This is a genomic window from Cellulosilyticum sp. I15G10I2, assembly GCF_900095725.1.
Taxonomy (GTDB): domain Bacteria; phylum Bacillota; class Clostridia; order Lachnospirales; family Cellulosilyticaceae; genus FMMP01.
This window is the reverse complement of sequence record NZ_FMMP01000006.1, coordinates 509,207-523,565: the sequence shown is the minus strand read 5'-3', so window position 1 is coordinate 523,565 and position 14,359 is coordinate 509,207. Positions and strand designations below refer to the sequence as shown.

General features: G+C 33.7%; 13 protein-coding genes. All 13 read right to left on the bottom strand.

The window, feature by feature from the left end; all coding sequences use genetic code 11:
* Positions 1-9: 9 nt before the first annotated feature.
* Entirely contained in the window at positions 10-606 is a 597-nt protein-coding gene (gene ruvA / locus BN3326_RS02465; RefSeq protein WP_069997526.1) for a Holliday junction branch migration protein RuvA, read from the bottom strand.
* 50 nt (positions 607-656) lie between these two features.
* Complete coding sequence (locus BN3326_RS02460) at positions 657-1,232, bottom strand: 5-formyltetrahydrofolate cyclo-ligase (protein ID WP_069997525.1); 576 nt, start codon at positions 1,230-1,232, stop codon at positions 657-659.
* Positions 1,213-1,434, bottom strand: a complete 222-nt coding sequence (locus BN3326_RS02455; protein WP_242875923.1) for a DUF896 domain-containing protein — start codon at positions 1,432-1,434, stop codon at positions 1,213-1,215. The genes BN3326_RS02460 and BN3326_RS02455 overlap by 20 nt, the downstream gene beginning before the upstream one ends.
* Positions 1,435-1,442: 8 nt before the next feature.
* Positions 1,443-2,258: a glutamate 5-kinase gene (gene proB / locus BN3326_RS02450; protein WP_334292616.1), complete on the bottom strand. Its 816-nt coding sequence runs from the start codon at positions 2,256-2,258 to the stop codon at positions 1,443-1,445.
* A 19-nt stretch (positions 2,259-2,277) separates the two neighbouring features.
* Positions 2,278-4,413: a DNA gyrase/topoisomerase IV subunit A gene (locus tag BN3326_RS02445; RefSeq protein WP_069997522.1), complete on the bottom strand. Its 2,136-nt coding sequence runs from the start codon at positions 4,411-4,413 to the stop codon at positions 2,278-2,280.
* Between the two features lie 28 nt (positions 4,414-4,441).
* Positions 4,442-6,409 carry a DNA gyrase/topoisomerase IV subunit B gene (locus BN3326_RS02440; protein WP_069997521.1) on the bottom strand — a complete coding sequence of 656 codons (1,968 nt, stop codon included), beginning with the start codon at positions 6,407-6,409 and terminating at the stop codon, positions 4,442-4,444.
* A gap of 224 nt (positions 6,410-6,633) precedes the next feature.
* Entirely contained in the window at positions 6,634-7,278 is a 645-nt protein-coding gene (locus BN3326_RS02435) for a peptidylprolyl isomerase (RefSeq protein WP_242875922.1), read from the bottom strand.
* Between the two features lie 169 nt (positions 7,279-7,447).
* Positions 7,448-7,783 (bottom strand): DUF1292 domain-containing protein, encoded by a 336-nt coding sequence (locus BN3326_RS02430; protein WP_069997520.1) that lies wholly within the window; start codon positions 7,781-7,783, stop codon positions 7,448-7,450.
* 73 nt (positions 7,784-7,856) lie between these two features.
* Positions 7,857-8,777, bottom strand: a complete 921-nt coding sequence (locus BN3326_RS02425; RefSeq protein ID WP_069997519.1) for a dipeptidase — start codon at positions 8,775-8,777, stop codon at positions 7,857-7,859.
* Positions 8,777-9,310, bottom strand: a complete 534-nt coding sequence (locus tag BN3326_RS02420; RefSeq protein ID WP_069997518.1) for a peptidylprolyl isomerase — start codon at positions 9,308-9,310, stop codon at positions 8,777-8,779. Before BN3326_RS02420 ends, BN3326_RS02425 begins: the two co-directional genes overlap by 1 nt.
* 13 nt (positions 9,311-9,323) lie before the next feature.
* Positions 9,324-10,730, bottom strand: a complete 1,407-nt coding sequence (locus tag BN3326_RS02415) for an aminopeptidase (RefSeq protein ID WP_069997517.1) — start codon at positions 10,728-10,730, stop codon at positions 9,324-9,326.
* 141 nt (positions 10,731-10,871) lie between these two features.
* On the bottom strand, positions 10,872-12,755 hold the full coding sequence (locus BN3326_RS02410) for a L,D-transpeptidase (RefSeq protein ID WP_069997516.1): 1,884 nt from the start codon (positions 12,753-12,755) through the stop codon (positions 10,872-10,874).
* 140 nt (positions 12,756-12,895) lie between these two features.
* Positions 12,896-14,359, bottom strand: a complete 1,464-nt coding sequence (locus tag BN3326_RS02405; protein WP_069997515.1) for a 4Fe-4S dicluster domain-containing protein — start codon at positions 14,357-14,359, stop codon at positions 12,896-12,898.

Genomic DNA, 14,359 nt, shown 5'->3' with positions numbered 1-14,359 from the left:
TCCTCCCTCTTATAGCCCTAGTAAACTTAATGCTTTCCTAATAAGTTGTTCACTGCTATCACGTTCATCAAATATAGCATTTACAGCTTTTACCGCTTCTGCTTGCGCATAACCAAGAGCCACTAAAGCTTCAACGGCTTCATTCTTTTGCGTATGAGGGACTTTAGCATGTGACAGTAATTGCTCCGCATTTTGAGTATATAGTTTAAGCATACTATCTTTAAGTTCTAGAATAATTCTTTGAGCTGTTTTTGGACCTATCCCATTCACTTTACTTAGAGCCTTACTGTCTTCTGATAAAATAATACTTATAATATCTTGACTTGTATAGGTATTTAAAATCTGCATACCACCCTTAGGTCCTATGCCGCTCACACTTGTTAATTTCTTAAATAATTCTCTTTCCTCTCTTACCTTAAAACCATACAAGTCATAAGAATCTTCTTTAATATGTTCATAAATATATACTTTTATAGGCGTATTCGTATGCAATTCATCATAAAATTGATGTGCTGCACAAAAAACCTCATAACCTATACCATAAGTTTCTATAATAATAGCATTTTCTCCTATTTCTATGATATTTCCATTTAGATACGTAATCATAAACGACTCCTTAGCTTTAGAACATTTGTTCTTATTGTATACGATATTGATTAAAATGGCAAATAATAGCTTGTTTCTGTTACAATACCATCTATCTTTACATCAAATACTTCTGCGGGAATTTGATTAAATAATTGAAAATCCATACAAATACCGAGTTTGTAAACCTCCGGGTAACTTTTGAGATATTTATCATAGAAACCACCTCCATAACCTATTCGATTCCCTTGTAAATCGAATGCAAGTCCTGGTACTATTATTATATCATTTTTAGCTGGCAAAACTTTTTTGTGAAGTTGTGGATCAGGTTCATATATTTTCATCGTTCTATACGACTGTGCTTGTAATTCTTTTAGACTATTAATACAATAAAATGATATTTCTCCTATATCAGACTGAATTTTAGGATACGCTGTCTTTTTACCCTTACTTCTTGCAAACTCATCTAAAAATCTTGTTTGAATTTCTACATTAAATGCGGCATATAAAAAAATAGTTTCCGCATCTTCAAATCGCTTACAGGATGTGATTTGGCTTGTAATTTGTCTGGAAGCCCTATCTATTTCATAAGCGGTCACTTCTTTTCTTTTTTGCTTAATCTGTGACCTAATTACTGCTTTTGTCATCTTGAGCCATATACTTGAGGGGGTGAAGATTACCATCAGGAGTTTGTATTTTTGTATGTTCTAATTGGTTTTTAAAGTTCGATCTAAATATTTTTAAATACTGTTGTCTTAATGCTGTTTGTTCTTTTTTTTCATCCCCTGTAAGACCTATTGTTTTTTGTTTATGGGCAAGCTCATTGATTTTTTTGATTAGTTCATTCATCTCCATAGTTAAAGTCCTTTCTCATCAGCTACAAACCATGTTCCTATTTCTTTCCCCTCTAAAATTGTATTGAGTATTTCGATCTGTTCCCCAGAAGCGACAATCGTATCTGTTCCCCACATCTTTGCAATCTTAGCTGCAAGAATCTTAGTTGCCATACCACCTGTTCCTAGCTTTGACCCAGCGCCTCCTGCTAATGCTTCAATTTCTGGGGTAATATCATTTACCTGCTGGATAAGCTTAGCCTCACTATTTTCCTTAGGATTATCCGTATAAAGTCCATCGATATCGGTTAAAAGAATTAATGTATCTGCATCAACTAGCTGTGCAACTGTTGCTGATAATGTATCATTATCACCAAATCTATAGCCTTCGATTTGCGTAGTGGAAATACAGTCGTTTTCATTTATAATCGGAATAACTCCTAAATCTAATAATGTTTCGAAGGTATTTTTAGCATTAACTTTTTTAATTTCATCTTCTATGACATCTTTTGTAAGTAGTATTTGTGCAATAACTTGGTTGTATTCGCCGAAAAACTTCTGATACATCTGCATAAGTATGGCCTGTCCAATGGCAGCTGTCGCTTGCTTTAAAGGCAAATCTTCAGGCCTTTTATTTCTTCCAATACGCTGCATTCCAGCTCCAATTGCTCCTGAAGAAACGAGTATAACTTCTTTTCCTGAATTATTAATATCTGTTAGTACACGGGCCAGTTTTTCCATTTTATTGAGATTAACTTTACCATTTTCATGTGTTAAGGAAGAGGTTCCTATTTTAACAATAACTCTTTTGGTTTGCTTAATTTTATCTCTCACATCTATATCTCCTTAGTCCCACCGTCTATATTTGCTTACCTGAAACCGGTATGCTCTTAGCTGCCGCTAAAATGTTATCCTCTGTCACTTCTTGCAGTCTCTCAATTCTATTCATACCTATTTTCTTAGTAATATTAAGTACTTGAACACCATTAGAATCTCTTTTAACTTTTTCATCAATCAACTTAACAGGAACAACGGCGCATTTACCATCTTCTCTTATTAGCCTAATGTAATCTTCTTCAACAACATGGGTAATCCCTATACATTTAGCTTTACTATAATAAGCCTTGATTAACTTTTTACGATTTGTCTTTGTCTCATAAGCTAATACAGGCACCTTAGCAATCTTTCCTGTATCATATGCAAACAGCATATAACCACTATAATCTATCGTTGTATGGATAGCTATTATTTGTTCATTTTCTTCTAAATCTAAAAGATTAGGCAAGTATACGCCAAACTGACTTGCTTTGGTATCTTCAATTTCATGGAGTTTTAATTTATATACATTACACTTATTACTAAATAGCAGAAGGTCACTTTTATTACTGCTGTCTAGTTCTTGTATAATCGTATCATCATCCTTGATCTTCTGTTCACCGCTGCTTCTTAATGAAACAAGCGTAATCTTTTTTAAATATTGATGATCTGTGAAAAAAAGGCGCACATTATAATCTTCAATAAATGCCTCTTGCGTTGGTGCGGTAATTTCTGCATAGTTTAAAATATCCGTAACACGCTCTTTGGCATATTTCTTTTGTGTTTGTTTAAGCTCATCTATAATTACCTTCTTAACTTTAACTTCACTTCCAATAATATCTTTTAGTTTTGTAATCTCATTTTCCAACACTTCTAATTCTTTTAATGTATTAAGAATATATTGCTTGTTTAAATGTCTCAGTTTTATTTCGGCCACATACTCAGCTTGCATTTCACTAATGTTAAAAGTAAGCATCAGATTAGGCACAACTTCCTTTTCCTTTTCGGTATTTCTAATAATTTCAATTGCTTTATCAATATCTAAAAGAATTTGTTTTAGCCCTAATAGCAAATGATGCTTTTTTTCCATTTTTTCAATAGCATACGTATATTTACGAATAATACATTGCTGTCTAAACAGACACCAATTCGCAATAATCTCTTTGACACCCATTACTTTAGGTTTACCTTCAATGAGTACATTAAAATTACAGCTAAAACTGTCTTGTAATGTTGTTAGCTTAAAAAGCTTTTCCATTAATACATCTGCATCCGTATTACGTTTTAGATCTATTGTAAGTTTAAGTCCCGAAAGATCTGTTTCATCCCTTACATCAGAGATTTCTTTAACTTTACCAGTCTTAACCAAATCCTCTATTTTATCAATAATAGCCTCTACTGTCGTGGTATAAGGAATCTCTGTTACTTCAATACAATTTTCCTTTTTAACATACGTATACTTGGAGCGCACCTTAAAACTGCCTCTGCCAGTATTAAGAATTTCGCGCATCTCCTCTTCATTATATAAAATACTCCCGCCTGTCGGAAAATCTGGCGCCACTATATATTTAGACATCTCAGTTTTTTCATTTTTAAGATAGTTAATAGTAGCATCACATATCTCTTTAAGATTGAAACTGCAGATATTACTTGCCATCCCTACCGCAATTCCTTGATTTGGATTAACTAAAATATTGGGAAATGTGACAGGTAAAAGAACTGGTTCTTTCATTGTACTGTCATAGTTATCAATATAGTCAACTGCATTTTCTTCAATATCCCTAAAGAGCTCTATACAAATGTCGCTTAACTTAGCTTCTGTATATCTTGATGCTGCATAAGCCATATCTCTTGAATAAACTTTTCCAAAATTACCTTTTGAATCTACAAATGGTGTGTTTAATGCGCTATACCCTTTAGTTAAGCGTACCATAGTTTCATAAATAGCCCCATCTCCATGGGGATTAAGCTTCATAGTCTGTCCCACAATGTTAGCTGATTTCGTCCGATTTGACTTTAATAAGTTCATTTTATACATGGTATAAAGTAATTTTCTATGAGAGGGCTTAAATCCGTCAATTTCTGGTAAAGCCCTTGATACAATAACACTCATTGCATAAGGCATATAGTTATTTTCAAGTGTTTCCGTGATATTTTGTCTTATCACATTATCTTCCATTAACCCTAGTTCCTTTCTCTCTTAATGATTAGCTCATATCTACAAGATCTAAATATTTATGTCCCTCATCAGCAATAAATTGCTTTCTGCCATTTAAATTATCCCCTAGCAGTGTATCAAACATTTCTTGGGTAGCTGTACTATCCTCAGGCAAAACTTTTATAAGACGTCTTGTCTCTGGATTCATAGTGGTTCTCCACATCATCTGCGGATCATTTTCACCCAGTCCTTTTGATCTTTGAAGTGTATATTTTGATTTTAGTCCGCTTATAATTTTAGTTTTTTCGTACTCCGAATACGCAAAGTAAGTATCCTCTTTTGTATTGATTTCATACAACGGTGTTTCTGCTATAAAGACTTTTCCTTCCTTAATCAGTGTAGGAACAAGTGAGTAGAGCATCGTTAAAATAAGTGTTCTGATCTGATAACCATCTACATCAGCATCTGTACATATAATAACTTTCTGCCATCTTAAATTCTCTATATTAAAAGTATGTAAATCTTTATTGTGCTTAGATGTAATTTCTATGCCACATCCTAATACCTTTAATAAGTCAACGATGATATCATTTTTAAAAATCTTATCGTAATCTGACTTTAAGCAATTAAGTATTTTTCCTCTTACAGGCATAATCCCTTGATACTCGGCATTTCGCCCTAATTTGCACGACCCGAGTGCCGAATCACCTTCTACAATATAAAGCTCTCTTATGCCAATATCTTTAGATCTGCAATCAACGAATTTTTTAATGCGATTAGTAATATCTATCGATCCGCTTAATTGTTTTCTTACATTAATTCTTGTACGCTCTGCTTTTTCCCTGCTACGCTTATTAACAAGTACTTGCTTTGCAATTTTTTCAGCTTCATCTTTATTTTCCGTAAAATAAATAAATAAGTACTCTTTTAAATATTCCTGAATGGCTTCTTGTATAAACTTATTAGTAATTGCTTTTTTTGTCTGATTTTCATAACTTGTTATTGTAGAGAATGAGTTTGAAATAAGGATTAAGCTGTCTTGAATATCTACAAATGTAATCTTCTTTTCATCTTTATTATAAATATTTTCATTTTTAAGATACTGATCTATTGCATAAATAAATGCATTCTTAATAGCCTTATCAGGAGATCCCCCATACTCAAGATAACTTGAATTGTGATAGTACTGAAGTAGGTTGTTTTCATTACAAAAACAAAAAGCTATCTGAAATTTAAGCTTATATTCTGGACGATCAGCACTATCTTGTCCTTTTGTTTCTTGTTCTGCACACATAATATTGGTAAAGCTCTTATCATCTGCTAATTCTTTAACATAACCTATAATACCATCTTCATATAGGTAAGTTTTAACCTCTTGCTGTATTTCATTGTTAAAAACAAACTTTATGCCTTTATTAACTACCGCTTGTCTTTTAAGGATATCTTCAAAATAAAGCGGTGAAATATCTACCTCTGTAAAAACATCCTTATCAGGTTTCCAGTGAATACGAGAGCCTGTATTTTTATAATCACATTTGTATTTTCTGATCCCTCCGATATTTTCACCTTTTTCAAAATGCAGTTCATAACAATAGCCATCCCGTTTAACTTCCACGTTCATAAACTCTGAACTATATTGTGTAGCACATGCACCTAATCCATTCAAACCTAAACTAAATTCATAGTTTTCACCGTCATTATTATTATACTTGCCACCTGCATATAATTCACAAAATACAAGTTCCCAATTATAACGCTCTTCAGCCTCATTATAATCTAAAGGTATTCCACGGCCATAATCTTGAATTGTAATTGAATAATCTTGATGTAATGTAATATCTATTTGATACCCATGACCTTCTTTAGCTTCATCTATTGCATTGGCCAGTATCTCAAACACCGAATGCTGGCAACCTTCTATCCCATCCGATCCAAATATAACTCCCGGACGAAGTCTTACACGATCTGCTCCTTTTAGAGCAGATATACTTTGATTATCATATGTTTTTTGTTTCATATTTTCCCACCTATATACTTTATCTCATCTTATTACTGTAAAGAAATACATCATTGTTGTCAAGATTTAAATTTTCTGCTATAGTAACCTTTTATTTTTAGCATACTCTGCAGTAAAGTATAAAAAACGCACCCGCTTTTGAAATAGGCAAATTTGGTCTGAAACTCATAATGCGAATCTTCCTATTTCACAAAAGAAAAGCAGTTAATACTGTCCTTAAAATATTATGATTTATTCCTTTGCTCGTAAATTGAAATAACTTGTGGCTCATCATAGTGAATGCCAAAGGTATCTACCGTTATAGTTTTTATTTTTATTTCTTCCTGTGGAATGTTTTTCTCATTAACTGGCGTTTTGCCAATTTCTTGTAATACATCCATTCCTTCGATTATTTTTCCAAACGCTGTATATTGTCCATTTAATCCCAAATCGTCCTGTAGGAGAATAAAAAACTGAGATCCTTCTGTATTGTATCTTTTAGATCTCGACATACATATAACACCTTCTTCGCATTTAATTTTATTCTTAACCCCATTTTGTTTGCACTCACTTTTTATAAAGTAGCCCGGAAATCCTGTTCCATCTCCAATAGGATCTCCTGTCTGCACCAAATAATTAGGAACAATCCTGGAAAATGACATACCATCATAAAATTTTTTATTTATAAGATCTATAAAATTATTGACAGTGTTCGGAGCATATTGAGGATATAATTCTATTTTAACTGTTTGATTATCTTCTAGTATCATGGTTACTACCGGATCTTTAGAACTATCTGGTGGCTTATCCTGATTAGTTGCTTGATTGATAGAATAGAATGTTCCCATGCTTAACACTATAATCACAAAAACCATACTTATCTTTTTCACAATTTACACTCTTTTCATTATGTTTTTTATAAGTATGGATATTTTGTGAGTTTTTTATTCTTTAAGCAACTATAAACTTACGATTCGCATTACTTATCTTTCTAAACAATACGCTTTCATGTCTGTCTATTTTCTTGCACAAAACAAAAAACAGGGGATCACCCTGTTTTTATTCTTCAGTTTCTTCAGTTGGTTCCATGTCTGCAAAAAACATTTCATCAAATTCTGCTGCTACTTTATCGTACTCTTCATCCGTTTCGATTTCATCTAACTTGATGTCATCGCCTTCTTCTGAATAACGGTAAATTAAAACATCTTCTTCATCCTGTGGTGCAAGTGCAATATATTCAATATCATCTACTTCAAATATACCAAGTACATCACATGCTACTTCTCTATCCTCATCTTCAAAAGTCACATAGATCACTGCATCTTCATGCCCTTCCCCGTTACAATCACAACCATTTTCATCATTTGTACAACCACATTTTTTGTTTTCTTCCATTTTATAGTTCCTCCTTAGGGAATTAATTACAAAGTTATTATAACATAGTGTGTGAAAATTTACCAAGTATTCATTATAAGTTTTCTCTGATAATTCTCTCAGCATTCTTATACGTTAACTTATCAATAACACTTTGTGGATATAGTTTAACTAATGTATTGATAAGTTTACCCATATCTCCTGCATTACATACCTCTAAGTCACAATTCATACCATCAAAATCAGTTCCAAGAGCGAGTATATCTTCTCCGCCTAGTTGATAAAAATGCCCAATATGATCTATAATAGCTGGAATAGTACTTTTATGCGTCCCATCTAAAAACAAACCATAAAGATTAATGCCTACTACACCCCCAGAGTTCGCTATACGCTTAATCATCTCATCTGATAAATTTCTGCTATGATTGCAGATAGATCTTGCATTACAATGGGATGCAATAATAGGTTTCTTATAGATTTCACAGACTTCCTTCAGCGCCAGCTCTGATAGATGTGATATATCTATTAGTATTGGACTGTCATTCAAATAGTTTACAACCTTCTTTCCAAACTCAGTAAGTCCTTTATCGCTAAAATGAGGAGCCCCTAACTCATTTTCATAGTTCCAGGTAAGTGTCATCATTCTTATGCCTAAATCGCAGAGTTTTTGAAGATTATCTATATCACCTCCTATAACCTGCCCTTCTTCTAATGATAAAAAGGCAGCTATTTTACGCGCACTCTTAATCTCAGTATATTCTTTAAAGCTTGTTGCAAAAGCGATGTGATCGCTGTTTGATTTAATTTCACACATAAAATATCCATACATTTCATAAATAAGTTCCATCAGCGGCTTAGTTGTTAAATGCGTGTCAATAAATAATGCAAACCATTGTGCTATATAATCTCCTGTTTTAAGCTTACTAAGATCAACATGATATTCATTAGTAAGCAAACTTGATTTTTCTGTGTAGAGTCTATCTATCGTATCACAGTGAAGATCAATAACAGGCACTAAAATTCACCTACTTTTTCCACCTCTTCATATACTTTTCCTTTTGTATCCACTTCTACTGATTTCATAATTATAGGGGTAGTCGGTCTATCAGAAAAATCTGTTGGACTGCCTGCAATCTTATCTACAATATCCATACCCTCTATAACCTTGCCAAATGCTGCATACTGACCATCTAAATGTGGTGAGTCTTGGTGCATAATAAAAAATTGTGAACCAGCTGAATCCGGTGCCATCGCCCGCGCCATTGAGAGTACCCCGCGACTATGTTTTAAAGTATTATTAAACCCATTTGATTTAAACTCTCCTTTAATATGATAACCAGGTCCTCCCGTCCCTTTTCCCTCTGGACAGCCTCCTTGAATCATAAATCCTTTAATGACCCTATGAAAACTAAGTCCGTTATAAAATCCCTTATTAATAAGTGACATAAAATTTCTCACCGTATTAGGTGCTATATCCGCATAAAGTTCAGCTGTTATTTTTTCGCCATTATCCATTGTAATTGTAACAATTGGGTTTGTATTTTCCATTTCCATTCTCCTTTTATATAAATTCATTTTTTAAAAAAGCAATATAGGTTTTTCTCATCTCGTAAATATCAGCCTTACTTGTAACTTCCCAAGGTGCATGCATGCTGTGTACACCCACCCCACAGTCAATTACATCCATGCCGTAGTTTGCAACAATATAAGCTATTGTGCCGCCTCCACCTAAATCAAGCCGGCCAAGCTCCGAGGTCTGCCATATAATATCATTATCTTCTGCCATTTTTCGAAGTTTCGCTACATATTCTGCATTTGCTTCATTTGAGCCTGACTTGCCTTTAGATCCTGTATACTTATTAAATACTACCCCTTTTCCTAAATAAGCAGCATTATACTTTTCTAGAACAGATGGGTGATTAGGGTCATATGCCGCTGTCACATCTGAGGAAAGCATCTTTGACCTTGCAAGGGTGCGTCTTAATTTTAAACTTGAATAGTCTCCTGTTAAATTGAGAATCTCCGCTACTGTATTTTCAAAAAATTTAGAGTGCATCCCGGATGCGCCTACACTCCCAATTTCTTCTTTATCAACTAAAACAGTCATAGTCGTTCTTAAAGGTCTTGTGATCTCAATCTGTGCTTCAAACGAAGCATAACTGCAGACTCTATCATCCTGACCATAACCTATAACCATACTACGATCCAGACCATAATCTCTTGCTTTTCCAGCCGGTACAATCTCAATTTCAGCTGATACAAGATCTTCTTCTTCTATACCATATTTTTCATTTAAAAGTTTTAATATATTTGCCTTAACTTTAATTTTATCTTTCTCATCACCCTGAAGTGGGATGGTACCTAGACAAACATTAAGATCTTCTCCTGTTATCGCTTCACTAAGCTTCTTTTGCATTTGTTCCCCGGCTAAATGTATAAGCAAATCAGAAATGCCTACAACTGGATCATTTTCATCTTCTCCTATGACTATATTAACTACTGAGCCATCTTTTTTAGCCACTACACCATGTATTGCCAGTGGTAGCGCAACCCATTGATACTTCTTTACGCCTCCGTAGTAATGGGTCTTAAACAATGCAATATCAGTATCCTCATAGAGCGGATTAGGCTTAAGATCCAATCTTGGTGAATCTATATGCGCGCCCAGAAGATTGAGCCCTTCTTCCATGGGCTGCTGACCTATACAGCATAAAATTAAAGATTTATCCATATAATTTGCATAAACCTTATCACCAGTGCTTAACTTAGTATGCGTTTTAATGAAATCCTCAAGATTTCTATAGCCTGCTTGTTCAGCTTGCTTTACAAGTGAACGTACACACTCTCGCTCTGTTTTATTTTCAGATATAAAATGCTTATACCTATCTGCGTATTCAAATAATACTTTAAGATCTTCCTCTGTATAACTCGTCCATGCATGTTTATATTCTTTTTTAAAATCTGTCATATTATTCCTCCTTTACCGGTCGTAAAATATTATACCATATTATATTATTTTATTCCAAATGTTACTATACATTTATATTATGAGTGAGTCCTAAATTTATTATTCTAAAAAGAGCTCCAAAAAAATTAGAGCTCTTACGCATTAATTAATCCATACTCTGGTATTTGCTTTCATCGTATTATAAAACCACAAACTATCTTCCTCTGAAAATCTTATGCAGCCCTGTGAAGCTCTACGCCCCAGCACACCTTTGCCTTCAAGCAGCCTAGTTCCTGTTACATCAAAAATAATTGAATGGAATAAATAATCTCCAAATATTTGAAAAGCATTTTTGCATCGGTAACCTTTATTGACTCCAAAGTAAGGAATACGATTTGTGAGTTCAAAAGTACCTCTCGGAGTAGGTGTAATATTCTTTCCAGTAGAACAAAGCAGTATTTTAATCAGCTGCCACTCATTTTTCTTGCCTTTAAAGACATAAGTCTGTTGTCTATAAAGATCTGTCCATACAAGATAAGCTGTTTGGCTACTCATATCTTTGCTATTAATAAAAGCTTCAATCTGATCTTTAGTAGGTTTATCTTTTGCAGTAGCCGGATCTTTAGGAATACTTACACTGTTCCAAGGTACTTTTACTGTTTTATCTTGCGCATTTTTAATCTTATAGTGTACGCCATCTTCTGCTGCCCACACTTCTACTTTTTGCCCTTTTGCAAAACCATTTACCGCATATTTCATTGTACCTATTATTATAGATGGGGGAAATAAAGTTTGATTTTCCTTAATAACCACATCGTTTTGATTATTTAAAGTTTGCTGATACCTTTTTAATAAGCTTGAAATATCTTGTCCAAATGTATGGCCTGCGCTTAAAACGTTATAGTCAGTTTCTACATAATGAACAACCGTTGTTAAATAACGCGCATTGCGTAGCGCATAGAGCTGTGTATTTTTTACGAGTTTTCCATTTGCCGACATTTCTATCAGTCCAGATTGATTTTCAATAATATGTACGCCATCCCAGTACAAATCCGTGTATATGATTTTCAAAGATCGGTTAGTTTTATTAATAATCATTTCGTTGTTGCAACTAATAGACTCACTCATTACCTGTCCTTTAGGCACTAAAATGATCTTGCTATCTGAAATGTTTAAATCAAAGTATGTCTCAAGTGCTCTTATTGGAATTAAAATGTCTTCTTCAGTAGTTAGAGAGTATGTTTTCAAAGCGCCAATGTAGAGCACCTCATTATTCATATAAACTTCCATTGACTTTATAGCTGGATGATCATCTGCACTTAGACTATAACCTTGCCAAACAAGATGAAGATAATCATTACTTTTCTCTCTTGAAAACCCCATTTTTTCCAAAGTCTTCAAACTGAGATAACTTGTACCTAAAAAATAATAGAGTTTATACTCTTGATCATTTAATCTAACGTATTTATTACTTGATACTGCATTACCTAACAATACTTTCTCATAACGCCAACTTTTAATGCTATTTTCTCTATATTGATTGATCTTCTCTTTTATATTAAGAGGGCTAGCCTCTGAGGCTTTTTTAATATAATCTTGATCTTGTTTAAATTGTTTAGCTTGACTAAATAGAATATCCCAATCATTTAATGTAATCACTCTGGTCTCATCATAAGACATTTCTCCCCAGATATATTCAATAATTAATCTTCCTATAAAAGGATTTTGGCACAATTCTTTTTCTGGCAGGTAAATGGGCATGCGATTAATATAATGACATAGTATTTTAGCGATAGTCCCCTGTGTAATAAGCATATCGTCTACTATATAACTCCCGTAAACCTCTTTCTGGTTCTCATCTTCAAAATAGCTAAGTATTTGCTCCTTTAAAGAACCGATTTGATCTATTTTAGCCTCATTTACTTCTACTACTATACTTTCATTATTCACTTCTTTATATAACGCATTACTGCCTAAAGAAACACTGCCCAATACACTATTGCAACCTATTATAAGTCCACATAGCACCCCATAAACCTTTTTCACATGTCATCCCCCTTGATTAATAATAAATTTCCATTTTTTTACTTTTTTACTTTTGTATTATATCAAAGGGGTAAATAAATAGCAACTTATATTATAATTATTTGGAAAATTGTTTAAATATCTACAAACTCTTTTTTCACTTATTTTCTATGGAGTTGAATTCCTGTATAATCTATAATCCTAAGAGATTCACTTATTGTACATTCTATAGCTAGCTTTGCATATTCATCTACCTTCTTTTGTTCTTTTGCCTCATGAGTTAATGAAGCTGCTCCTCCAATACAACCACTTACACAAGCCATGCCCTCAATAAAATTAAAATTATTTTTATGAGCCTTCGCAAGTTTAAGTGCTTTGTCTACTTCTTCAATGCCATTACATGCAATAGGGCGATAAGATAATTCAGATATACTTTTTTCTTTAATAATTGTTGCAACCGCATCAACCACCCCACCTGAGCGAGCAAATAACCGGCCAAAATATGAGGCGTTATTTAGTGGCTCATCCCGACACTCTGATACTGCAATGTTATAAGCATCTATCAATGCCTCCAATTCTTCAAATGTTATTACATAATCTACTGCATCTTCTAGATCAACTTCTCTTTTTTCTTCTTTTTTAGCGGTACAAGGGCCTATAAATACCACTTTAGCCATTGGATCAATTTTTTTAATAAAACGCGCCATAGCTATCATCGGAGAGACCATTGTCGACAAATGCGGAACCAAATCTATATAATGCGTCTTAACGTGACGCACAAATGCCGGACAACATGAAGTCATCATAAAAGATTCTTTGTTTTCTACGACCCTATTAATAAACTCAAGCCCTTCATTGTAAGCTACTATGTCTGCACCTAACGCTGCCTCTATAACATCTTTAAATCCAATTTTTTTGATCGCAGCCACAATCTGTCCTATATGCGCATTATATTGTGTCACAATAGAAGGGGCAATAACAGCGTAGAGTTTTGTTGTTTTATCTTTTTTACAAGTTTCTATAGCCTTTACTAACGCAATAATTTCACTCCTATCTGTAATAGCTCCAAAAGGGCATTGATAGACACAAGCTCCACAGTTGCTACACTGATCATAATCTATTTTTATCTTTTTGTTTGTCTCAATATATATAGCTTTACTTTTGCATGCTTTTATACAAGGCCTCATGACATCCACTATTGCATTATATGGACAAACATCCCTACATTTACCACAACTTACACACTTACTATAATCAATCTGAGCTTTGCCATCTATTATTTGGATCGCATCTTTTTTACAAACTTGTATGCATCTATGGGCTAAACATCCTCTGCAGGCTTCTGTAATAATATATCTTTCAGCTGGACATTCATCACATGCAATATCAATCACTTCAATAATAGGTTTTTTTTCATTTATTGGAGCAGCAGCAAGGTCAACTCTTTCTGAAATGATCTCTCGCTCTTTATAAACACAACATCTCGAAACAGCTGTAGTTCCCGGAATAATTGTTTTAGGGATATTATATTTGGTTGTTTCAAAATCCTCTTGAATAACTCTTTTAACAATTTCTTTATATACTGCATGCCTAATCCATTGCACATGACTCTCAAACTTTCTCAT